Consider the following 21,808-nt stretch of genomic DNA (forward strand, 5'->3'; position numbering starts at 1 on the left):
GAACGGGGAAGTGGTTTCGGAATCGCGCGTCGATCTCACTCTCGAACGGCGTCGCGTTCGGCTTCGATTCGCTCGGCGTACTCGCTCGCGATGGTGTCGAGAATCGCCTCGCCTGCCTCCGGCGTCCCCTCCCGCGGGTCGCCGAGAACGCCGTTTCGCGCGATGGACTTGAACCCCTCGCCGAGCAGTCGGGAGACGGAAACGTCCCCTTCGTAGCCCGCGTCGAGTTCGTCTGTTCTGACGAGTCCCTCGTTCACCGCCAGCACGACGGCGGTTTCGGCGGCACCCGCGTGAATCACGTCCTCCTGGTAGTCGACGCCGCCCTCCCGAAGGCCCTCGTTCTGTAGTTCCATGAGGTCGGAGAGGTCGGCGAGCGCGATGACGTTCGCGTCGATGTCGCGAGCGACTTCCGGCGCGACCGCGTTGACGGGGGCGAAGTTTCCGCCGTGGGTCGGGACGAGGACGACGTGTTCGAACCCGTGTTCGTCCAACGACTCGCAGTACGATCGAATCGTGTCCATGAGAACCGTCGCGGGGACGGTGATGGTTCCGGGGAACTCCATGTGATGGCCCGAGCAACCGGGGCGAATGGTCGGTGCGACGAGCGCGTCGCCGAGTTTTTCGGCGATGCGCGCCGCTAGTTCGTCGCCCGCCAGCGTGTCCATAATAAGCGGTAGGTGCGGGCCGTGTTGTTCGACCGACCCGACCGCGACGATAGCGGTTCGTTTCCCGTCGTCGAGCGCGGTTTCGACGTCCGGCCACGTGCAGTTCGAAAGACGTACGTTCGAAGCGGAGGTCACGGTGGCTTCACGGTCGAGGAAGGACGTAAACCTGTGGTCGGGAAGCGTCGCGGTATCCGTCCACCGGGTCTCGACGCCGCGGACGCGGGAACCGGACGTTCAGTCGTGGACTTCGACCGATTCGAGCACCACGTCGTCTTTCGGTTTGTCCTGCGCGTCGGTCTCGACGGAACCGATTTCGCGCACGACGTCCATCCCGTCGACGACCTCGCCGAAGACGGAGTGGCGGTTGTCGAGGTGCGGCGTGGCGTCGAGCGTGATGAAGAACTGCGAACCGTTGGTGTTCGGGCCGGAGTTCGCCATCGAGAGGACTCCCTCGCTGTCGTGGGTGAGTTCGGGGTGGAACTCGTCGTCGAACTGGTAGCCGGGGCCGCCGCGGCCGGTACCGGTCGGGTCGCCGCCCTGAATCATGAAGCCCTCGATGACGCGGTGGAAGAGCACGTCGTCGTACAGCGGTTCGTCCGTCTTCCGCTCGCCCGACTGCGGGTCGGTCCACTCCCGGTCGCCGGTCGCCAGTCCGACGAAGTTCTGGACGGTGCGGGGCGCCCGCTCGTCGAACAGTCGAACCTCGATGTCGCCGTGATTCGTGTGAAGCGTGGCCGTCAGGTCGTCTGCCATGGTCGGACCGTCGGACTCCAAGGAAAAAAGCGGTTCTATCTATCTGCTCGCGGTCGTGTACAGGAGCGGTGCGATGACCAGCAGCGCGACGCCGAGGTACGCGTAGTGGGGCGGCGCGCCCATCGACACCACGAGCATGAACAGCACGCCGAACATGATGGCGTTCAGCGACAGCACCTTCCGGGATTTCAGCGGAATCGCGCCCAGCAGCGAGAGCGCGAATAGGACGAAGACCGCGTGTCCCACGTTGTATTTGATGAGGAAGTCGTCGATGAGTGGGAGAGGGACGAATTCGAACATTCCTGCCCGAAAATCGGGGTGAGTTCTCCTTTAAACTTCCGCTATGCCCCGCTCGACCCCGTTAGCTCCAGCGGTCTGACCCAGATGTACCAGATGAGAACGGCGGCCGTGAGGTAGCCCGTGTAGAAGACGACGGTTCCCACCGAACCGTACCCCATCTCGGTCAGCGCGTACTTCGCCATTCCGGGGACGACGACGCCGAGCGCCAGCGCCAGCCCGAAACGAACCTTCCCGGCGGCATCCTTCGTGCCCATACTCCCGCTTCGCGCTCCACCGGGGTCAATCGCTCGATTCGCCCTCGCGGTCCGCCGACGATTCCTCGAACTATCAGACCACAAAGTATTTGCTCGAACGTTCCGCGAATCGAACATGAATCGCGAAAGAGCACTGGCGGGCGGCGTCGCCGTCATCGTGACGGCGGCCTTGCTCGCCGCCGCCGTGGTTCCCGGCGCGATCGCGGAGTCGTCACCCGACGACTTCCGCGCCAGTCACCTCCGCCTCGAAGAGGTGACCATCTCGCCCGGCGAGGTGTCCGGCGGCACCGCGACGCTGACCGTCGACACCCGACTCGGCCACCGAGGTGGGCCGGCGAACAACGTCACGGTGCTCGTCCGGGCCGTCCACCTGGACTCCGGGCTGGTCGAGACGACGACCGAAACGCGCGTCCCGACCATCGAGGGGGAGCGCGAGACGAGCGTCACGCAGAACGTCTCCGTCGAACGACGGGGCGGCTACCGAATCGAGACCATCGTCTTCCGCGACGGCGAACGCGTCGCGGAAGGCGGGAAGGAAGTCCGCGGCGTCGGCACCCTCCGACCGGCCTACGCGCGAACCGACGTCGCCTTCCACTGGCGGGGCGAGGGGAGCGAGTTCCCGTCCGTGGAGTACGCCATCGCCGACGCGACGAACAACCGCACGACGCTCGACGTTTCGACGTACCTGACGAATCGGGGCGACGCGCCTTCGGAGAACGTTCGCGTCGTGTTCGCGGCGCGGCAGGCCGATTCGAACATCGTCGCCGACCGCGCCACCGTTCCCGTCGGTAAAATCGCGGCGGGCCGAACCGCGAACCCGTCGGCGACGCTGACGGTGCCGGACGGCTACAACTACTATCTCGACGCCGTGCTCTGGAAGGACGGCGCGGTGGTCGGCTCCGCCCGGAGCGCGGCCAACCTCGACCCGTCGGCGACGCTCTCGGTCAACGAAACGCGACGCGAAGTCGGCCTGTCCGTCTCTGATTTCGAGGATAGCTCTCCGCGATCGAAAGACGAGGGGACGGTCACCGCCAACGACGCCGGACAACCCGGCTTCACGGCACTCGCGGGAATCGCCGCGCTGCTCGTCGCGGGCGCGCTCGCACGGAGAAAACCATGACTGACACCGCCACCGCCGACACCGACACCACGACCGTCCGAGAACCGACCGACGACCGCGACGCGCGAATCGACGCTGACCGCGCCCCCGACGACGCGCGGGGCGGTCGCAACGAGCGAGACGAACGCATCCGAGCGTACCTCTATCGGGGTGCGCTCGTGCTCCTCGTGCTGTTCGCCGTCGTGGCGCTCTTCCAGTTCTACACGAGCGCGCTCGCCGTCATTCGGACCTTCGTCGCCGACCGGTACCGACCGCTGTTCAACGCGGCGTTCAACCTCGCCGTCCTCCTGACGACCGGAATCGGCATCTCCTACGTCGTCCGCCGGATGGATTAGCGCGTTCGAACGGTCATCTCGACCGGATTTTCGGGGTGGACGGTGACCAGCGGAACGAGTTCGAGCGGCGCGTCCGAGACGAGTTCGAACTCGAACCGGCGTCCGAGCGTCGCCAGCACGAGTTTCGCCTCGCGCATGGCGAACCCGTCGCCGATGCACCTTCGCGGCCCGCCGCCGAACGGGAAGTAAGCGAAGTCGGGGAGCTCGCGGCGGAACTCGTCCGTCCACCGCTCGGGACGGAACGCCCACGGGTCGTCGAAGAAGCGCTCGTCGTGGTGGACGACCCACTGCGGCGTGGCGACGACCGTCTCGGCGGGAACGTGAAATCCCGCGAGTTCGTCCGCCGCCTCGGCCTGTCGGTAGACGACGTAGGCGGGCGGATAGAGGCGCATCGACTCCATCACGACCGTTTCGAGGTAGTCGAGGTCCGCGAGGTCGGCGACCGTCGGCGGGCCGTCGAGCACCGAGTCGAGTTCGTCGCGGAATCGGCGTTCCTTCTCGGGGTGTTTCGAGAGGAGGTACCACGAGTAGGTGAGCGTCAGAGCGGTGGTGTCGTGACCCGCCAGCAGCATCGTCATCATCTCGTTTCGAATCTGCTCGTCGTCCAGCGCGTCGTCGTCCCGCAGTCGGAGCAGCGTCCCCAGCAGGTCGTCCTCGCTCCCGCGACGCTCGTGCTGTCTGCGGATGTCGCGCAGGATTCGCTCCAGTTTCTCCACCGAGCGTCGGTAGCGCAGGTTTCTGGGCGTCGGAACCTCCTCGGGAACGAACCCTTGCGGGCCCGGTTGGAACCGCTCGCCGACGTCGAGCAGGGCTTCGCGGGCGGCGCGCTCCATCCCGTCGAGTCGCGCCCCCAGCAGGCTCTCGACGACGATTCGAAGCGTGAGTTCGGACATCTCGCGGTGGATGTCGACGTACTCGCCGTCGCGCCACGAGTCGGCCAGTTCCTCGGCGTCGCGGACGATAATCTCGGCGTACTCGTTCAGTTTGTCGCCGTAGAAGGAGGGTTGCATCGCCCGGCGCTGGCGCTGCCAGTGCTCGCCGTCGCTCGTGAGCAGGCCGTCGCCCAGCAGGCCCCCCAGCCCCTCGTCGCCGCCCAGGCTCGGCTTGCGGTAGTTCGCGGCGTTCGTCACGAGGACGCGTCGTATCGCCTCCGGGTCGGTGACCTGATACACCTCCTGTCCGTACACGTCGATTCGCGCCACGTTGCCGTACTCGCGGGCGACGCGCTCCATGAACCCCAGCGGGTCGTCGGCGTACTGGAGACTCGAACCCAGAAACGGTACTCCCTCCGGCCCCGATGGCACGCGGTTCGCCATGGGTGTGATTCGGTCGCACGGAGTAAGTACCCCTCGCTCGGGAGCGCGGTACGATACGTCGGGGGAGACGCTCCGCCAAGGGGCGAATCGCAACGGTGCGAGAAAGTTCAGAGTTCACGTACTTCTAAGACGACCGCCGACGTACGTTCTTTCGCACCGCCGTCGCGGTGCGCGTGAGGGGAAACCGATGAACGATAAATCACGGAACAAACGGATACTGGCGATACTTCTCGTCCTGTTGATGCTGTTGGGGGGTGCGGGGGCGATCCTCTCCGTGACCGACGCGAAAGAAACCGCCGACGACCGGGACGGTGAATCGACGACCGGCGCTTCGAACGCGGCGAACGATCACGACGCGGTTTCGAGAGCGGTGACCGAGAACCGCGAGCGAGGAGCGGCGTTCGGGCAGTCGTCGGCGAACGGTCCCGTCGAAAACGCAATCGCGTAAAATCGGCGGTCGAGTTCGCAACTCGACGTCGCCCTCGACGGAACGACCGGGTCGCTCGCTACGCTCGCCGCTGGAGCGGCGCGTATCCGCGCTCCCGTTAGCTTCTGTGAGGAAAAACGCGTAGCTTCTGGAGGTAACGAACCGCAAGATTAGGTGGCTGGGGAGTTGTCCTCGGCCCCCGTCGATAGGTGGGCCAACGCGGATTTGAACCGCGGACCTCCCGGTTATCAGCCGAGCGCTCAACCTAACTGAGCTATTGGCCCAATTGAGCGCGTTTACCCGTTGCCCGTTGTGAGTTTTAAGGGTTTCCTTTCTCCTCGCTCTCGTCGTCGAAGTCGATGTCGTAGGCGTCCGAATCCATCCTGTAGGTGTCGCCGGTTCCGGCGGAGTCGTTCGGACCGCCGGAACCCCCGCCGACGACGTCGCCGGGGTTCGGGAACCCGAACGTGTAGACGCTGCCCGAGGCGAATTCGCCGGTCTGCTTGTCGACGTACGGCGTGATGACCCACCGCTTCGCGGCTTTCCTGAAGACCGCCCGCGTCACGGGGAAGGCGAGCAGGAATCCGAGCGTGTCGGTTATCAGTCCGGGCGTGAGCAGGAACGCCCCCGCGACGAGCAGGAAGCCGCCGTCGATGATGCGGTCGGTGGGGATGTCGCCCCGCGCGAGATCCGACTGTATCTTCTGGATGGTGTGTCGCCCCTCCGCGCGGACGAGCAACATCCCGAGGAGCGCGGTCAGCACGACGAGCGCGACCGTGAGTTGCCAGCCGATCTGTCCGGCCACGAAGACGAGAAACAGTCCGTCGGCCAGCGGAACCAAGAGCAACAGCACCAGCAGCCGTTTCCACATGCTCGGACGTAGTGGTCCCGACTGTAAAACGCTTTACCTACCGGCGGGTCGCCGGAGAACTCGACCTCGGACCTCGTCGGCGGCCCGCCGCCCTACGGTCGCGGCGAATCGCCGTCGTCTTCGTCCCCGCTCCCCCCGTTTCCGAAATTCGAAATTCGGTTTCGCACCTCGTAATATTTCGTGGCGCTTATTACGATGTACGAACTTAGCCATGATAACCAATGAGTGAGGAAGCCGAGGACAGGACGATTTTGCTCATCGGGAGCGGCCCAATCCAGATCGGACAGGCAGCGGAGTTCGACTACTCCGGCGCGCAGGCCTGCCGCGCGCTACGGGAAGAAGGAGCGCGAGTCGTCCTCGTCAACTCCAATCCGGCGACCATCATGACCGACCCGGAGATGGCCGACGAGGTGTACATCGAACCCATCACCACCGACGCCATCGCCGAGATAATTCGGACGGAGCGCCCGGACGGGGTCATCGCCGGACTCGGGGGTCAGACGGGGCTGAACGTCACCGCGGAGTTATCCGAGGAGGGCGTGCTGGAGGAGTACGACGTGGAAATCATGGGAACGCCCCTCGACACCATCTACGCCACCGAGGACCGCGACTTGTTCCGCCAGCGGATGCACGACCTCGGACAGCCTATGCCGCGCTCGACGACCATCACCCTCGACGAGGGCGAGTCGGTCGCCGAGTTGGACGAGGACGCCCTCCGCGACCGTGTCGAGGCCGCAGTCGAGGAGGTCGGCGGCCTGCCCGTCATCGCCCGCACGACCTACACCCTCGGCGGGTCGGGGTCGGGCGTCGTCAACGAGATGGACGAACTCGTGGACCGCGTTCGCAAGGGTCTCCGCCTCTCCCGGAACCACGAGGTGCTCGTCACGGAGTCCATCGCGGGATGGGTCGAGTTGGAGTACGAGGTGATGCGCGACGCCGACGACTCCTGCATCATCATCTGCAACATGGAGAACCTCGACCCGATGGGCATCCACACCGGGGAGTCGACCGTCGTCACGCCCTCGCAGGTCATCCCCGACGACGGTCACCAGGAGATGCGCGACGCCGCCCTCGAGGTCATCCGCGATTTGGGCATTCAGGGCGGCTGTAACATCCAGTTCGCGTGGCGCGACGACGGCACCCCCGGCGGGGAGTACCGCGTGGTGGAAGTGAACCCCCGCGTCTCGCGCTCCTCGGCGCTCGCGTCGAAGGCGACCGGCTACCCCATCGCCCGCGTCACGGCGAAGGTCGCGCTCGGCAAGCGCCTCCACGAAATCGAGAACGAGATTACGGGCGAGACGACCGCCGCGTTCGAACCGGCCATCGACTACGTGGTCACGAAGGTGCCGCGCTGGCCCAAGGACAAGTTCCGTGACGTGGATTTCGAACTCGGCACCGCGATGAAATCGACCGGCGAGGCGATGGCGATCGGCCGAACCTTCGAGGAGAGTCTGCTGAAGGCCCTCCGCAGTTCGGAGTACGAACCCGGCGTGGACTGGGCCGACGTGAGCGATTCGGAACTCGAGACCGAGTACCTCGAAAAACCCACCCCCGACCGCCCCTACGCCATGTTCGAGGCGTTCGACCGCGGCTACACCGCCGAGCGGGTCGCCGACCTGACCGGCATCGAGGACTGGTACGTCGAGCGCTACGAGCGCATCGCGGACGCGGTCGAGGCCGCCGAAGCGGGCGACTTCGCCCCCGCCGCGGAGAAAGGGTTCACGAATCGCGACGTCGCGGCGATGGCCGGCGCGGAGGTGGGCGCGGTCGAAACCGGCGCACCGGAGCGCGCGTTCAAACAGGTCGACACCTGCGCGGGCGAGTTCGCCGCCTCGACGCCCTACTACTACTCCGCCCGCACGGCCCGCGAGACGAGCCTCTCGGGCCGCGACGAACTCCAAGTGAACCCCGACGTGGAGAGCGTCGTCGTGGTCGGCGGCGGTCCCATCCGCATCGGGCAGGGCGTCGAGTTCGACTACTGTTCGGTGCACGCGGTGCGCGCCCTGCGCGAACTGGGTATCGAAGCCCACGTCGTGAACAACAACCCCGAGACCGTCTCGACCGACTACGACACCTCCGACGGCCTCTTCTTCGAACCCATCACCGCCGAGGAGGTCGCCGACGTCATCGAAGCGACGAACGCCGACGGCGTGATGGTGCAGTTCGGCGGCCAGACCTCGGTTGACATCGGCCGCCCGCTCGAAGCGGAGATCCAGCGCCGCGGCCTCGACTGCGAGGTGCTCGGGACGACCGTGGACGCGATGGACCTCGCGGAGGACCGCGACCGCTTCAACCGCCTGATGGACGACCTCGGCATCGCACAGCCGACCGGCGGCAGCGCGACCAGCGCGGAGGAGGCCCTCGAACTCGCGCACGAAATCGGCTACCCCGTGCTCGTGCGCCCCTCCTACGTCCTCGGCGGGCGCGCCATGGACGTCGTCCACGACGACGACGAACTGAAAGAGTACATCGAGGAGGCCGTGCGCGTCTCGCCGGACAAACCCATCCTCGTGGACGAGTTCCTCGCCGACGCCATCGAGTTGGACGTCGACGCCGTCTCGGACGGCGAGCGCACCGTCATCGGCGGCGTGATGGAGCACGTAGAATCGGCGGGCGTCCACTCCGGCGACTCGGCCTGCACGATTCCGCCCCGGTCGCTCGACGACGAGACGATGGCGCGGGTGCGCGAAGTCACGGAGGACATCGCCCGCGCCCTCGACACGGTCGGGCTGATGAACGTTCAATTGGCGGTGCGTGACGGGGAAAGCGAGGCGCAAAGCGCCTCGGATGCGAGCGGTGAAACCGCGAGCGAAGTGTACGTCCTCGAAGCGAATCCGCGCTCCTCGCGCACGGTCCCGTTCGTCTCGAAGGCGACGGGCGTCCCCATCGCCAAACTCGCCGCGCAGGTGATGGCCGGGAACACGCTGGACGAACTCGACGTCCGCGAGCAGATTCCCGAGCAGACGAGCGTCAAGGAGGTCGTCCTTCCGTTCGACCGCCTGCCGGGTTCCGACCCCCGCCTCGGCCCCGAGATGAAATCGACGGGCGAGGTGATGGGCACCGCCGACTCGTTCGGCAAAGCGTACGAGAAGGCGCAGGCCGCCGCCCACAACGACCTTCCGGACGGGGGAACCGCGGTCGTGGAACTTCCGGTGGACGGCTTCGGCGACTACTACGACCTCGCCGAGTTCGAGGACACCGCCGCGGCGGTTCGCGCGGGTAACGTCGACTTCCTCGTCACCGACGACCGGGAGGCGCTGGAGACGGCGGTCGAAGAGGAGGTGCCGTACTTCACGACCGCGGCGAGCGCGAGGGCGGCGGTCGAAGCCCTCGCCGCGCGCGACGAACCGATGTGCGTCGAATCGGTGGGCGACAGGCCGAAGCGCGAAGCGGACTGGGGATAGCCGGGCGGAGTTCCCAGCCGTACTCGGCTGGCCGTTCTCGAATCCGATACCAGTCAGTGGATTTATTTATAAATACTGATAGCAGTCGGTATGAACGGACGGCTGACGCGGCGACGGTTGTTACGGACGACGACCGTCCCCGCGACGATACTACTCGCGGGGTGTAGCGAAATCGGGGCGGTAACCGTTCACAACGCCTCGGTCGAGAGGAGCGACGTGTACGCGGGGGACGAAGTCGCGGTCGAAGTGGTCGTGAAGAACACCGGGATTTCGTCCGACGACGCCCGTGTCAGCGTCTCGGTGAACGGGACGGTCGTCGACGAAACGATGGTCAGGGTGGGCGCGAGGGGGCGGAAGACGGTTACGCTCACGCACCGCTTCGACGAACCCGGAACGCACTCCCTCGCCGTCAACGGAGTTACGGCCGGGACGGTCACCGTCGAGCCGGTGGTGTCGGTCGCGACGGCGAGCCTTTGCGAATCGACGGCGAATCTCGGAGAGGCGGTACAGATCGACGCGACGGTTCGAAATCGAGGCGAGACGCGGGAGAACGCTTCCCTCGTCCTCCGAGCCGACGGTTCCAGCGTAGAACGGAAGGAGATGACGGTGCCCGCCGACGCCGAAACCGACCTCACGCTCCGATTCTGTCCCGCTGCTGCCGGTACGTACGACGTGACCGTGAACGACACGGCACTCGGTACGCTGACCGTCGCCGACGCGTGGCAACAGTTCGGATACGACAGCGCGAACACCGGCCACGACGACGGGGCGACGATGCCGTCGGAACGACCGTCGCGGGAGTGGTCCGCGTGGCTCGGCGAAGGGTCGCGCTCGTCACCCGTCGCCAGCGGCGACACCGTCTTCGTCGGTGTCGGCAATCCGTACGGAGCGTCAGATGTCGGTGCTGTCGCCGCATTTCGGTGCCACGACGGCAAAGCGCGATGGCGAACGGAGACCGAAGGGCCGGTCTTCGGTTCCCCGGCGCTCGCCGGCGGTCGAGTGATCGTCGGAACTACGGACGGAGCCCTACGAGACGTCGAATCGTACCGCGACCTCGGTGGCCACATCTCCGCGTATTCGATGGACGATGGTACCAGCGTGTGGTCGCGTTCCGTCGAGAGCCCCGTGCTCGGGTCGCCGACCGTCGACGGTGACGGAGTGTACGTAACCGTCACCGACGGGACGGTGCTCGCACTCGACGCCGTCGATGGGCACCAACGCTGGCATCGGTCGGTCGCCGAACCGGGGTATTTGACGCCCGCCGTCGCCGACGATACCCTGTTCGTCGGTGGATCGGGCGGAACCCTTCGCGCGCTGGACGCGGCGGACGGAAGCGAGCGATGGCAGCACGACGCCGGAGGGATGATCTGGAATTCGCCGACCGTCGCCGACGACACAGTGTACGTCGGCGGCGGGAGCGGAAGCATCGAATCGTCCGGATCGACGCTTCGCGCCGTCTCGGTCGCGGACGGAACCGGACGGTGGAAACGGAAACTCGACGGTGTGATGAGCGGCTCGTTCGCGGTCGACGACGACGGACTCTACGCGAGCGTCGGCATCTCCGTCTGGGGAATCGACCGCGAGGACGGGAGGGTGCGCTGGCGAGGCCCAGATGCGAGGGCGGGGGCGAGCGGAGGCTCACCGGCAGTCGTCGACGGAACCGTCTACGCTGGCGTCGGTCGAGTGAACGGCGGCCTCATCTTCGCGTTCGACACCGAATCCGGAGACGTCGAGTGGCAACGCGAGGTCGATGCGGGAGGTAATTCACCGGCGGTTCACGACGGTACGGTGTACGCGACCGTCGGCTTTGGCAACCTGCTCGCGCTCCGATAACTGGCGATAGCAGAACTCGAACGAACCGGTTTCGGTCGAGAAAACGACCGAATTCGAAGACCGAGTCGCTGCGGGTAGGCGGAGTCGAGCGCGACGTTAGTCCGCCGCGACGAGTCGCTTTCGGGGTGCCATCGAAAGCACGTCGTCGAAGAAGTCGAGAGTGTCGTGCGGGCCGGGGTTGGCTTCGGGGTGGTACTGGCGGGTGATGACGTTCAGTTCGTCGCTCTCGAGTCCTTCGGGCGTGTCGTCGTTGACGTTGACCTGCGTGACTTCGAGGTCGCCGGGTTCGGCGACTGTGTAGCCGTGATTCTGGGTGGTCATGACGACCGTGCCCGATTCGAGGTCGAGAACCGGCTGGTTGACCCCGCGGTGACCGAAGTCCATCTTCTCGGTCGTGCCGCCGAGCGCGCGGGCGATGATCTGCTGGCCGAGGCAGATGCCCGCGAGCGGGAGTTCGCCGACGTACGTTTCGACGAGTCGCTGGGCCGCTTCGAAGTTCGCAGGATCGCCCGGACCGTTCGAGACGAAGAGCACGTCGGGGTCGACGCTGTCCACGTCCTCGGGCGTCGCGTCGTAGGGAAGGACGTGAACCTCAGCCCCGCGTTCGACCAGCGAGTCGATGATGCTCCCCTTCGCGCCGCAGTCGACGAGCGCGACGCTAGGCCCGTCGCCTTCGCTGAGGTGTATCTCTCGCTCGCCGACGCTGACCTGCGCGCCGATGTCGCGGTGGTCGCTCATGCCCGGACAGCGTTCCAGTTCGGCGAGGGCGTCCTCCGGCGTCACGTCGTCGCCGACCGCGATGCCGCACTTCATCGCGCCCTCCTCTCGAATCCCGCCGACGATGTCGCGCGTGTCGAGGTGGTCGACCGCGGGAACGCCCTCCGATTCGAGCCACTCGGCGACGTCGTCGGTTAGCTCCCGCGCGACCACGGCGCGCGGGTGGACTCGGTCGCTCTCGAATCGCTCTTCCCTGACGCCGTAGTTTCCGATGAGCGGGTACGAGAAGGTGAGCACCTGTTCCTCGTAGGACGGGTCGGTGAGGCTCTCCTCGTATCCCGTGTAGGCTGTCGTAAAGACCAGTTCTCCGCATGACGTGCCTGGAGCGCGACCACGTGCTTCGACCACGTTGCCGCCCTCCAGCGCGACGTAGGCACCCGGCATTACGAGATTCATATGGATTCCGGCCCTATAAACCTTGCTTTCGTAACATTGTTACGAAATTCGTAATCGTCAAGTAGCGGGCGACTGTAGGTGCACATCTCCATGGACGCCCTCGACCGACAGATACTGAATCTCCTGCGACGAGACGCCCGCACACCGTACACGGAGATAGCGGACAGGGTCGGCACGTCCGAAGGGACGGTTCGAAACCGGGTCGAACGGATGACCGAAGACGGCGTCATCGAACGGTTCACGGTCGCGACCCACACCGGGAACGTGAAGGCGATGATCGAAATCGGCGTCGACGTGGCCGTCGACACGACGCAGATTTCGGACAGGCTCGCGGAGTGGGAACAGGTCGACTTCGTCTGGCAGGTCAGCGGCGAGGACGACATCGTCCTCGTCGTGGACGCCGCCGACACGCAGGGAGTGAATCAACTCATCACTCGCGCGCGGGAGTTGGAGGAAGTCGTGAGCACGAAGACTCGACTGATTTTGGACGAACGCCTCGGCTGAGTGACGACGCGCCGAGAAGAGTCGAGGACCGATTCGACCCAGTCAATCCTCCGGCTGCGGCGGTTCCCCGACGCCCGGCGACTCCTCTTCCGGACGGTGCAGTTGCTCTTTCCCCTCGTGGATGCGCCGGTAGAGGCGACGGACGGTCTGGTCGAACGTCCCGCGTCGAACCCGCGGTTCGACCCGTCCCTCCCGAATCGCCTCGACGACGCTCTCGGGCGTGAGCGTATCGGCGTCCACCCGCGTGAACGCGCGACCGACTTCGACGGGGTAGTGGGCGTCGCTCCCCCCGACCATCGGCAGGTCGTGTCGCTCGGCGAGCGCCTGCACCCACGACTCGGTACGGGGGTGCTTCCCGTTCACCTCGATGGCGTCGAAGTCCGCGTCCACCTCGCGCACCGTGCTGTTGCGGTACGGGTGGGCGATGATGGCCGCACAGCCGCGGTCGTGCGCGAGGTCGACCGTCTCCTCCGGCGTGAGCGTCGCCGGTTCGGTTCGGGTCGGCGGGTCGGGGCCGACGACGAGGACGTGGCCCTTCGTCGTGGAAATCTCGATGCCGGGAATCGCTCGAACCGCACCGGCGGAGAACGACCGGTAGTAGTCGTGGTTCGTCAGCGCGACTCCGTCCAGTTCCCGGTAGCGGGCGGCCAAACCGAGGAGGCGGGCGCCGACGGGGTCGTACACCTCCGCGGCCCGGGAATGGCCGTGGAAGAATCGGGTGTGCGTGTGCAGGTCGAGTGTGAACACGTCCGTAGATACGAGGCCGACAGACCTTTGGTTTTTCCGCCGGCAAAGTACCGTATGGATGCCGACGAGGCCGGTATCGCCGGCGACCTCGCGGCGAACGACGACATCGAGTACGACCGCGTCGTCGTCATGAACCCGGTCAGTGGGGACGGGAGTCACCGCGAGCAGATTCGGAACCTCGCCATCGAACACGATTTTACGGTGCTCGAATCCCGCGAAGAGGGCCACGCCGTCGAACTCGCTCGACACGCCGCCGAGAGCGACGTGTCGATGGTGGCCGCGGCGGGCGGCGACGGAACGATAAACGAGGCCGTCCGGGGTCTCGTCGCGGCGGACGCGCTGGACGACGTGACGTTCGGCGTCGTTCCGACCGGGACGGGGAACAACTTCGCCGGAAACGTGGGCGTGACGGACGTCGAACGAGCGTTCGAAGTGCTCGAAAACGGCGAGCGCAGGCGAATCGACCTCGGAACGACGAACGAACGGGTGTTCGTCAACTCCTGCGTCGGCGGACTGACCGCGGATGCGAGCGGCGAAACCGACTCCGAGCAGAAAGAGCGCCTCGGCGTGCTCGCCTACGTCGTTAACACGCTCCGCCTGATGACGGACTTCGAGGGCGTTCCGCTCGCCGTGAAGGCCTCGACGGAGGGCGAGGTGTCGTGGTCCGGCGAGGCCGTGTTCGTGCTCGTCGGCAACGGGCGGCGGTTCCCGGTGAAAGGGCGCACGCAGGCGAACATGGAGGACGGTCTCCTCGACGTGACCATTATCGAACAGATGCCCGCCGCGAACCTCGTCGGCGAGGCCGCGATCCAGCGGCTGTTCGGCCAGGAGACCGAAAACGTGACGCGACTGCAGACGCCGACGCTCGACATCGAGGTCGAGCGCGACGAACCGATCCGGTTCAGTCTCGACGGCGAAATGGGCGAGTGGAACGAACTGAGCCTCGGCGTGATACCGCACGCGCTGGAACTCTGCGTCGGGCCGGAGTACGAACCGCTGCCGGACGAGTAGGCGGACGCCTCAATCGTCGGATTCGCCGACAGCGAGCGCCTCGTCGACGGGGTCGTCGGGCGTCACCTCGTCGAGTTCGGGCGGCATCCCGAGGCGATAGTTCTCGCCGTCCGCGCCGTCCTCGCGGAGTTCCGTGCGACCGCGGCGAATCGCCACGTCGTCGTTCAGGTGCAGGCGGACGGCTTCGAGCAGCGCGTCGGCTTCGAGGGGTTGGCCGCGCTCGCGCAGCTCCTCGACGCTGGCGTCGTCGGGGACGTTGAAGGCGCGCTGGGTGAGTATCGGCCCCTGGTCGAGGTCGGTCGTCACGTAGTGCGCGGTGACGCCCGCGACGCGGACGCCCGCTTCCTTCGCCTGTCGGTAGGCTTTCGCGCCGGGGAACGCCGGGAGGAGGCTCGGGTGGACGTTGACGATGCGCCCCTCGTAGCGGAAGACGACCTTCGGGCTGAGGATGCGCATGAATCGCGCGAGGACGACGAGGTCGACGTCGTAGTCGTCCAGCAGGGAAAGCAGGCGGTCCTCGTCGTGGACGCCCTTCTCGTCCCCCACGTCGTGGAAGGGGATGCCGTGGCGCTCGGCGACCGGTCGGAGGTCGTCGTGGTTACCGATGACGACGCCGATATCGGCTCCGAGGTCGGCGCGAGCGTCGAGCAGTTTGCGGAGGCAGTGCGACTCCTTCGTGACGAGGACGGCGAGCTGTCGGGTGTCGCGCTCCTCCGGAAACCGGACTCGCACGTCCAAGTCGAGGTCGTCGCCGAGGGCGGAGAGGTCGCGCCGGAGGCGGTGTTCGCTCACCGCCATCCCGCTCGTGTCGACGCGCATCGTCATCCGGAAGATTCCGTCTCGAACCGCTTGGTCGACGTCCTCGATGTTGACGTCGCGCTCGAAGAGGAGGGTCGTGACGCGAGCGACGAGTCCGGTGTCGTCGTCGCCGACGACGGTTATCTCGGTCAGTTCGTGCGGATTCATCGTCTCACCTGTCGCGTTCGGGGAACCAGCATCGGAAATCTCTTCCGTCCCGGAGGGACAAAAGCGTTTGTTCCCGCGCAATTCTTCCATCGCGGCCTGCGGCGTTCAGGCGGAGCCTGAACGAAATCGGCGACGAACAGGCCGCCGTTACCGTTCCTCGTACCGGGCCCGCGCCGCCGACCCCGCGACGCGACGAATCGGGACGCGGTCGAAACAGCGCCGTCCGAATCACACGAACGTGCATAACGACATCGTTCCAAAAGAGCTTTTGAGCACGGACGCGCAGGGACGGGTGATGACTGCCTACACCGCGACGGTGACGGTTCGGCTGAAGCAGGGCGTCCTCGACCCCGAAGCCGAGACGACGCGACGGGCGCTGGAACGACTCGGTTTCGAACTGGAGTCGCTTCGCTCGGCGGACGAGTTCGAAATCGACCTCGACGCCGACTCCCCGACGAACGCCGAAGACCGGGCCGGAGAGATGGCGGAACGCCTGCTCGCCAATCCGACGATTCACGATTACACGGTGGCCGTCGAGGAACGATGACGGTCGCCATCGTCCGGTTCGGCGGGAGCAACTGCGACCGCGACGCGGAGCGCGCCCTCTCGCACCTCGGAATCGACGCCGAACTCGTCTGGCACGAGGACGGCCTGCCGGCGGACGCGACGGGCGTGATACTCCCCGGCGGATTCTCCTACGGCGACTACCTCCGAGCGGGGGCCATCGCCGCCAACTCCCCGGTCGTGGACGAGGTGCGCGAGGCCGCCGAGTCCGGCGTTCCCATCCTCGGCGTCTGCAACGGCGCGCAAATCGGGTGTGAGTCTGGCCTGACCCCCGGCGCGTTCACCACCAACCGGAGCGCCCGGTTCCAGTGCGAGGGCGTCCACCTGCGCGTCGAGAACGCCGACACGCCGTGGACCGCCGCCTACGACGAGGGCGAGGTCATCGAGGTTCCCATCGCCCACGGCGAAGGCCGATTCGAGATACCCGACGAGGAGTACGACGAACTCGACGCCGCGGGGCGCGTCCTGTTCCGCTACTGCGACGCGGCGGGGAACGTCACCGAGGACGCGAACCCGAACGGGTCGAAGGGAAACGTCGCCGGCATCCTCGGCGAATCGGACACCGTCGCGGTCATGATGCCCCACCCCGAGCGCGCGACCCTGCCGGATATCGGCGGCACCGACGGCGGCGGCGTCCTGCGCGGCTTCGCCTGAGTCTCCTTTTCACCGACCGGACGAGAAGGCGGCGCGCAGTCGCGGGAGTTCGCGCGAGATGGCACGTCGCTTCAGCAGACAGAACCCAGCGAAGATGACGAGGAAGCCGGCGACGGTGAGCGGCGTCACCGGTTCTTCGAGGAAGTACCAGCCGGAGAGCGCGGCGAAGACGGGGGCGACGTAGGAGACGAGGTTGATCTCTATCGGGCCCAAGCGCTCCAACAGGTCGAAGTAGACGAGGAACCCGAGCGCGCTGGCGACGAGCGAGAGGTACACGAGCGCCGCGAGCGCCTCGGGCGTCCACCGGATGGCGGCGAACGATTCGCTCGGACGGGCGATACTGACGGCGTGCATCATGAGCGCGCCGAGCAGCATCGACCACGCCTCCATCGTCTCGATCGGCAGCTCGGCGTCGATTCGTCGGGTGAGCACGCTCCCGAGGGCGAACGAGACCGCGGCGGCGAGCACGAGCAGTTTCCCGACGAAGTCCGCGGCCAGCAGGTCGTTCGGGTTCGGTTGGCTCAGCACCGCGACGCCCACGAGTCCGAGGAACAGGCCCGCGATTCCGGCGGGTTCGAGGCGTTCGCTGGGGAGGAGGACGCGCGCGAATCCGGTGGTGAGAACCGGGCTGAAACTCACGATGATGGCGGCGACGGCGCTCGTCGTCTCCTTCTCGCCGACGAAGAGGAAGGCGTGGTAGCCGGCGATCATCAGCGCGCTCCCGACGAGGACGAGTCGCCACTCGCCGCCGGTTCGCGGCCGCCAGCGGTCGGTGGCGTAGACGGCGTAGGCGAGCATCAGCACGCCCGCCACGTCGTAGCGGATGGCCGCGAACAGCACGGGCGGGAAGTACTCGAGTCCGGCCTTGATGGCCATGAACGCGGAGCCCCACGCCGCGGCGAGCAGGACGAACAGGAGCGCGTTTCGAGAGCCGGTCACTGTGGAGAATCCACGTCGGGCAGGGGAGTACCTTTCGAAATCCCCCCTCGAATGCCGACTTCGGCCGCGCTTCCGACTCGGCGGACCCCCGGTCGCGGTTCGAACGCTCGCATAGATTTATCATTCCTCGAAGACAAGTGCCGGACGAACCTCCGTCGAAAAAACGGTGGTTCATGGGTGAAACGGGCTGGCATCCCGCGACCACTGCTTTCGAGCGCGGTCGCTCGACGATACTCCGACGCTATCGCCGCGAGCGTCGCTCGTCGCGAACCGCCCGAAGAACGTCCTGTCGCGCGATGATACCGACGAGCGCGCCGTCTTCGAGCACGGGGAGGCGGTTGATGTCGTTCTCGGCGTCGGCCAACAGGTCGAGGATTCGGTCGAGGTCGGCGTCCGGCGCGACCGTCACCACGTCCTCGGTCATGATGTCGCTGACCGGCTTTCTCGCGTTCTTGGCGAGGTCGATACTCGCGTCGAGTTCGTCCCACGAGAGGTCGATTGCGTACTCGAGGCTCTCGAGGAACGGGGGGAACCCGACCGGAATCCACAGCGTCCTGTCGCTCGGCTGGAAGAGGTGAACGAGGTCGTGTTGGGTGACGATACCGACGAGTCGCCCGTCGTCGACGACGGGGTAGCCGTTGAACTCCTCGCGCGCGAGGCGGGTCAGCACCTCGCCGATTTCGTCGTCCGGCGCGACGGTCTCCACGTCGGTCGTCATCAGATCGCGGGCCGTGATTGCCATACGTGGGAGAAGGGAGGGTTACGGTGTAAGCCTTGTTGCGAGGGGCGCGGGTTCGCCGTTCTCGGCTCGTCGCGGTTCGGACGCGAACCGCCCGACGACCGCTCTTTCACCCGACGCGTTTCCGGGTCGAAGCGAAGGTTTTTGCCCGTGCTTTCGATACCTTCCCCATGGTCACAGTGCGGGCACCCGCGACGAGCGCCAACCTCGGAAGCGGGTTCGACGTGTTCGGATTGGCGCTGGAGCATCCCGAAGACGTCGTGCGGGTCGAGCGCGCGCCCGAGACGACGATAGAGGTCACGGGGGTCGGACGACAGTACGTTCCGGAAGACCCGGCGAAGAACACCGCCGGCGTCGTCGCCGAGACGCTCGACGCGCCCGCCCACATCCGAATCGACAAGGGCGTCCGCCCGTCCTCCGGGTTGGGGTCGTCCGCCGCCAGCGCCGCCGCCGCCGCGGTCGCGCTGAACGAACTCCACGGCTGCGGGCTCTCGCCCCGCGAACTCGTCCGGGTCGCCGCCGAGGGGGAAGCCGCCGTCTCGGGCGAGGCCCACGCGGACAACGTCGCGCCGGCCATCCTCGGGGGATTCACCGTCGTCACCGAGGACGACGTCACGCAGGTGGACGCCTCGATTCCGGTCGTCGCCTGCCTGCCGGAACTCGTCGTCTCGACCCGCGACGCGCGGCAGGTCGTCCCCCACTCCGTCGATATCGGGGAACTCGTCGAAACCGTCGGCGACGCCGCGACGCTCACGGCGGGGATGTTCCGCGACGACCCCGAACTCGTCGGTCGCGGTCTCCGCGACAGTTCGGCCACCAGTTCGCGGGCGGCGCTCATCGACGGGTTCGACGCCGTCCGCCGGGCCGCCCTCGACGCGGGCGCGACCGGCGTCGCCGTGAGCGGGGCCGGGCCGAGCGTCCTCGCCGTCTGTCGCGACGAGACGCGAGGGCCGGTCGCGAGCGCGATGCTCGACGCCTTCCTCGACGAAGGCGTGGACGCGCGAGCCTACCAAACCGCTATCGGCGGCGGGGCGACGGTGGTACGGTGAGGGAGATGCGTAACTGTCACGCTTCTACGTTCCGAAACAGGACGCATGGCTGACCTGAAACGCTGTTCGGACTGCGGCGTCACGCTCGAAACGGTCAAATTCGGCATGAACGATGCGTGGAGTCCGCACGTGAAGACGAGCGAGCGCCGAGAGGGACTCCTCGGGTCGCTCGGGATGAGCGAAAAGAGGGAAGTTCAGGCCCGCATGTGTCCCGAGTGCGGACGCTTATCGTTCTACGCGAAACTGGACGAGTAGCGTCTCGACGCTCGATCTCACGGAGTTCAGATACGATAGAGGCGAGTCGCCCAGAACTCGTAAAACGCGTCGTCCAGCGCCTCCTCGGGGTCGCCCGTGGCGTCCACCGGTTTCGTCCGGTCGGCGGCCTCCCGAAACTCGGAGAGGAGCGTCCGCTGGCCGACGACGTACAGTCGTTCCGCGTCGCGTCCGTCGATCTCCTCCCGACAGCGTTCGAGGTGTTCGTCTATCTGGGCGTCCCGCCTGCGCTCGAACCGCCCCTGCGAGAAGCCCCCCTTCGAGTGGTCGCCTTTCACGTCGCTCTCGAATCCGGAGAGCGACCGCCGCTCGCGCCCCTCGTACTCGCCGATGGCGAAGAGGTCGGAGCGAACGAGCGCGAAGGCGAACCGCCCATGGGGGCGGAACCACTCGGGGTCGACGTCGAAGCCGTCGTCCCACGCGACGAACGCCTCCGGCGGGTTCGGCGGAACGAGGGCGGCGCTGACGAGTCCCGCGTCGTCGGCGACGACCAGACAGGGGGCGGCGCGCGCGACGAGCGGCGCGTGGTCGCCGAACGCGGCGCGCACCTCGTCGGGGGGGTCGCCGTCGATCATCGCGGTCAGCGCGCCCTCCGGTTCCGTCTCGAAGCTCGCCAGTCGGTTCCTGACGCGGTCGAGGCGCTCCCCGCGGAGCGTCTCGACGCCGCGGAAATCGAGGGTCGCGTCGTCGCCCTGCAGTCGCTCGACCCGGTCTTCGAGTTCCGCGATGCGGTCTTCGAGTCGGTTGCCCCGCTCTTCGGCCGCCTGCCTCGCGGTGACGGCCTCCGCGCGGCGCTCCTGTTCCCCTTCCACCCGTCGTTCGAGGTGGCGCTTCTCTTCTTCGAGCGCTTCGATTCGCTCTTTCAACTCCGCGCGCCCGAGCAACTCGTCCAGCATCGACTCGAAGGGCGCGTTCGGGACCCTTGTAGTTTGTCGTGTCCGAAAATCGAGCGGACTCACGCGCCCTCGCCGAGTTCGCAGAGCGTGTACCGGTACGGCAAGGAACGAATCACGGTCACGTCGCCGTTCCGGGCCTGTCGACCGAGCACGGTCGCGACCTCGTGCGCGCTCTCGAACTCCTCGCCGCGCTCGTCCAGCAGATCGAGTATCTCGCGCGCCGTGAGGGGTTCGTCGGTTTCGGCCTCCGCGACGACCTCCCGAATGCGGTCGAACTCCTTCCCCCGAGCGTACATATTCGATAGAGAACGTGTATTTGTATTTAAAATTAAGTCAGACGTCCGTCAGACGCCGCGCCGTCTCGCGGAATCGTCACGCGGGGCGGTCGTGCGGTCCGGTGAAATCGCGCTCCCGCCGGTACTGTTCGACGAACTCCGACACGTCGAAGTTCAGCATGTCCGCCTCGAACCGGCTCATCGCGTCCTCGTCGTCGGCGTGGCTGACGGCGTGTTCCATCAGTTCGACGATGAGTTCGACGACCACCTCGTGGAGTCGCCGCGAGTCGAAGTCGGTGACCCACACCATCGCGTATCCCAGGTCGGGGTCTTCGGCGACGTCCTTGCTCGCCACCTCCTCCGGGAACTCCTCCATCACGACGCCCATGATGTGCACCGTCCCGAACTCGCCGTGGTCGTCCGCCGTGTCGACGGTCTCTCGGAGCACGTCCACGAGGAACTCCGGGACGAATCGGGAGGGCGGGTGGACGTCCAGCACGACGGCGTGGGAGTCGCCGCAGTGGCAGTCGTACTCCCGCATCCCCATGTCGAAGGCGTGCGTTTTCACCGACTCGCCGCAGGGAAGGTCGAGCGTCGCACCCCTCCCTCCCGGTACGCGCGGTTCTGCCATGGTTTTCGTTTCGTCCTTTACGAGTTTAAACGGCGTGATTGCGGTTCGGGCGAATCGTTCGAACGCGGCCGTTCGAACCGACCGGGTGGGCGTACATAGCGCTCCGGAG

At 66.6% G+C, this 21,808-nt stretch carries 25 protein-coding genes and 1 tRNA gene; 11 read left to right on the forward strand and 15 right to left on the reverse strand.

Annotated elements, in window-relative coordinates; all coding sequences use genetic code 11:
• Positions 1-35: 35 nt before the first annotated feature.
• From LIX00_RS12650 to LIX00_RS12665, 4 genes are all read right to left on the reverse strand, one after another.
• On the reverse strand, positions 36-800 hold the full coding sequence (locus tag LIX00_RS12650; RefSeq protein WP_227353546.1) for a creatininase family protein: 765 nt from the start codon (positions 798-800) through the stop codon (positions 36-38).
• Positions 801-899: 99 nt separating this feature from the next.
• Positions 900-1,418, reverse strand: a complete 519-nt coding sequence (locus LIX00_RS12655; protein ID WP_227353547.1) for a peptidylprolyl isomerase — start codon at positions 1,416-1,418, stop codon at positions 900-902.
• A gap of 39 nt (positions 1,419-1,457) precedes the next feature.
• Positions 1,458-1,718, reverse strand: a complete 261-nt coding sequence (locus tag LIX00_RS12660) for a DUF8006 family protein (protein WP_227353548.1) — start codon at positions 1,716-1,718, stop codon at positions 1,458-1,460.
• Between the two features lie 41 nt (positions 1,719-1,759).
• Positions 1,760-1,972: a DUF7996 family protein gene (locus tag LIX00_RS12665; RefSeq protein WP_227353549.1), complete on the reverse strand. Its 213-nt coding sequence runs from the start codon at positions 1,970-1,972 to the stop codon at positions 1,760-1,762.
• Positions 1,973-2,087: 115 nt separating this feature from the next.
• Here LIX00_RS12665 and LIX00_RS12670 point away from each other — a divergent pair, with 115 nt between their 5' ends.
• Both LIX00_RS12670 and LIX00_RS12675 read left to right on the forward strand, forming a co-directional pair.
• Positions 2,088-3,092 (forward strand): DUF7490 domain-containing protein, encoded by a 1,005-nt coding sequence (locus LIX00_RS12670; RefSeq protein ID WP_227353550.1) that lies wholly within the window; start codon positions 2,088-2,090, stop codon positions 3,090-3,092.
• Positions 3,089-3,427: a DUF8060 family membrane protein gene (locus LIX00_RS12675; protein ID WP_227353551.1), complete on the forward strand. Its 339-nt coding sequence runs from the start codon at positions 3,089-3,091 to the stop codon at positions 3,425-3,427. Before LIX00_RS12670 ends, LIX00_RS12675 begins: the two co-directional genes overlap by 4 nt.
• Here LIX00_RS12675 and LIX00_RS12680 read toward each other — a convergent pair.
• On the reverse strand, positions 3,424-4,743 hold the full coding sequence (locus LIX00_RS12680) for a cytochrome P450 (protein ID WP_227353552.1): 1,320 nt from the start codon (positions 4,741-4,743) through the stop codon (positions 3,424-3,426). The genes LIX00_RS12675 and LIX00_RS12680 overlap by 4 nt on opposite strands.
• Positions 4,744-4,930: 187 nt before the next feature.
• On the opposite strand from LIX00_RS12680, the gene LIX00_RS12685 reads away from it, so the two are divergent.
• A complete protein-coding gene (locus LIX00_RS12685) occupies positions 4,931-5,191 on the forward strand; it encodes a hypothetical protein (protein ID WP_227353553.1) in 261 nt (86 codons plus the stop codon).
• A gap of 189 nt (positions 5,192-5,380) precedes the next feature.
• Here LIX00_RS12685 and LIX00_RS12690 read toward each other — a convergent pair.
• A tRNA-Ile gene (locus tag LIX00_RS12690) sits at positions 5,381-5,454 on the reverse strand.
• 35 nt (positions 5,455-5,489) lie between these two features.
• Entirely contained in the window at positions 5,490-6,041 is a 552-nt protein-coding gene (locus LIX00_RS12695; protein WP_227353554.1) for an FxsA family protein, read from the reverse strand.
• 221 nt (positions 6,042-6,262) lie between these two features.
• Here LIX00_RS12695 and carB point away from each other — a divergent pair, with 221 nt between their 5' ends.
• Both carB and LIX00_RS12705 read left to right on the forward strand, forming a co-directional pair.
• On the forward strand, positions 6,263-9,445 hold the full coding sequence (gene carB, locus LIX00_RS12700) for a carbamoyl-phosphate synthase large subunit (RefSeq protein ID WP_227353555.1): 3,183 nt from the start codon (positions 6,263-6,265) through the stop codon (positions 9,443-9,445).
• 90 nt (positions 9,446-9,535) lie between these two features.
• Positions 9,536-11,278 (forward strand): outer membrane protein assembly factor BamB family protein, encoded by a 1,743-nt coding sequence (locus tag LIX00_RS12705; protein ID WP_227353556.1) that lies wholly within the window; start codon positions 9,536-9,538, stop codon positions 11,276-11,278.
• A gap of 96 nt (positions 11,279-11,374) precedes the next feature.
• Here the strand turns inward: LIX00_RS12705 and carA are convergent, their stop codons facing one another.
• The gene (gene carA, locus LIX00_RS12710) at positions 11,375-12,439 is read right to left on the reverse strand and encodes a glutamine-hydrolyzing carbamoyl-phosphate synthase small subunit (protein WP_227353557.1); all 1,065 of its coding nucleotides are present in this window, start codon (positions 12,437-12,439) and stop codon (positions 11,375-11,377) included.
• A gap of 102 nt (positions 12,440-12,541) precedes the next feature.
• On the opposite strand from carA, the gene LIX00_RS12715 reads away from it, so the two are divergent.
• Positions 12,542-12,955 carry an Lrp/AsnC family transcriptional regulator gene (locus tag LIX00_RS12715; RefSeq protein WP_227355702.1) on the forward strand — a complete coding sequence of 138 codons (414 nt, stop codon included), beginning with the start codon at positions 12,542-12,544 and terminating at the stop codon, positions 12,953-12,955.
• A 42-nt stretch (positions 12,956-12,997) separates the two neighbouring features.
• Here the strand turns inward: LIX00_RS12715 and LIX00_RS12720 are convergent, their stop codons facing one another.
• Positions 12,998-13,702 (reverse strand): CehA/McbA family metallohydrolase, encoded by a 705-nt coding sequence (locus LIX00_RS12720; protein WP_227353558.1) that lies wholly within the window; start codon positions 13,700-13,702, stop codon positions 12,998-13,000.
• Between the two features lie 54 nt (positions 13,703-13,756).
• Between LIX00_RS12720 and LIX00_RS12725 the strand changes: the two genes are divergently transcribed.
• Positions 13,757-14,713: a diacylglycerol/lipid kinase family protein gene (locus LIX00_RS12725; protein ID WP_227353559.1), complete on the forward strand. Its 957-nt coding sequence runs from the start codon at positions 13,757-13,759 to the stop codon at positions 14,711-14,713.
• A gap of 9 nt (positions 14,714-14,722) precedes the next feature.
• On the opposite strand, the gene LIX00_RS12730 is transcribed toward LIX00_RS12725, so the two are convergent.
• The gene (locus tag LIX00_RS12730; RefSeq protein WP_227353560.1) at positions 14,723-15,679 is read right to left on the reverse strand and encodes a formyltetrahydrofolate deformylase; all 957 of its coding nucleotides are present in this window, start codon (positions 15,677-15,679) and stop codon (positions 14,723-14,725) included.
• 295 nt (positions 15,680-15,974) lie between these two features.
• Between LIX00_RS12730 and purS the strand changes: the two genes are divergently transcribed.
• Both purS and purQ read left to right on the forward strand, forming a co-directional pair.
• The gene (gene purS / locus LIX00_RS12735) at positions 15,975-16,226 is read left to right on the forward strand and encodes a phosphoribosylformylglycinamidine synthase subunit PurS (RefSeq protein WP_227353561.1); all 252 of its coding nucleotides are present in this window, start codon (positions 15,975-15,977) and stop codon (positions 16,224-16,226) included.
• The gene (gene purQ / locus LIX00_RS12740) at positions 16,223-16,897 is read left to right on the forward strand and encodes a phosphoribosylformylglycinamidine synthase I (RefSeq protein ID WP_227353562.1); all 675 of its coding nucleotides are present in this window, start codon (positions 16,223-16,225) and stop codon (positions 16,895-16,897) included. The genes purS and purQ overlap by 4 nt, the downstream gene beginning before the upstream one ends.
• A gap of 9 nt (positions 16,898-16,906) precedes the next feature.
• On the opposite strand, the gene LIX00_RS12745 is transcribed toward purQ, so the two are convergent.
• Together LIX00_RS12745 and LIX00_RS12750 are read right to left on the reverse strand one after the other, a co-directional pair.
• The gene (locus tag LIX00_RS12745; RefSeq protein ID WP_227353563.1) at positions 16,907-17,836 is read right to left on the reverse strand and encodes a DMT family transporter; all 930 of its coding nucleotides are present in this window, start codon (positions 17,834-17,836) and stop codon (positions 16,907-16,909) included.
• A 241-nt stretch (positions 17,837-18,077) separates the two neighbouring features.
• A complete protein-coding gene (locus LIX00_RS12750; protein WP_227353564.1) occupies positions 18,078-18,578 on the reverse strand; it encodes a CBS domain-containing protein in 501 nt (166 codons plus the stop codon).
• Positions 18,579-18,745: 167 nt separating this feature from the next.
• On the opposite strand from LIX00_RS12750, the gene LIX00_RS12755 reads away from it, so the two are divergent.
• Positions 18,746-19,624 (forward strand): homoserine kinase, encoded by an 879-nt coding sequence (locus LIX00_RS12755; protein ID WP_227353565.1) that lies wholly within the window; start codon positions 18,746-18,748, stop codon positions 19,622-19,624.
• Positions 19,625-19,669: 45 nt separating this feature from the next.
• Positions 19,670-19,879: a hypothetical protein gene (locus LIX00_RS12760; RefSeq protein WP_227353566.1), complete on the forward strand. Its 210-nt coding sequence runs from the start codon at positions 19,670-19,672 to the stop codon at positions 19,877-19,879.
• 26 nt (positions 19,880-19,905) lie between these two features.
• Here the strand turns inward: LIX00_RS12760 and LIX00_RS12765 are convergent, their stop codons facing one another.
• The 3 genes from LIX00_RS12765 to LIX00_RS12775 all read right to left on the reverse strand — a co-directional run bounded on the left by LIX00_RS12765 (position 19,906) and on the right by LIX00_RS12775 (position 21,699).
• Positions 19,906-20,793: a Vms1/Ankzf1 family peptidyl-tRNA hydrolase gene (locus tag LIX00_RS12765; RefSeq protein ID WP_227353567.1), complete on the reverse strand. Its 888-nt coding sequence runs from the start codon at positions 20,791-20,793 to the stop codon at positions 19,906-19,908.
• Positions 20,794-20,852: 59 nt separating this feature from the next.
• Positions 20,853-21,089 (reverse strand): hypothetical protein, encoded by a 237-nt coding sequence (locus LIX00_RS12770; RefSeq protein ID WP_227353568.1) that lies wholly within the window; start codon positions 21,087-21,089, stop codon positions 20,853-20,855.
• Positions 21,090-21,165: 76 nt separating this feature from the next.
• The gene (locus LIX00_RS12775; protein WP_227353569.1) at positions 21,166-21,699 is read right to left on the reverse strand and encodes a DUF5815 family protein; all 534 of its coding nucleotides are present in this window, start codon (positions 21,697-21,699) and stop codon (positions 21,166-21,168) included.
• Positions 21,700-21,808 lie beyond the last annotated feature (109 nt).

Origin of the sequence: Haladaptatus salinisoli (assembly GCF_020614375.1) — an archaeon.
Taxonomy (GTDB): Archaea; Halobacteriota; Halobacteria; order Halobacteriales; family Haladaptataceae; genus Haladaptatus; species Haladaptatus salinisoli.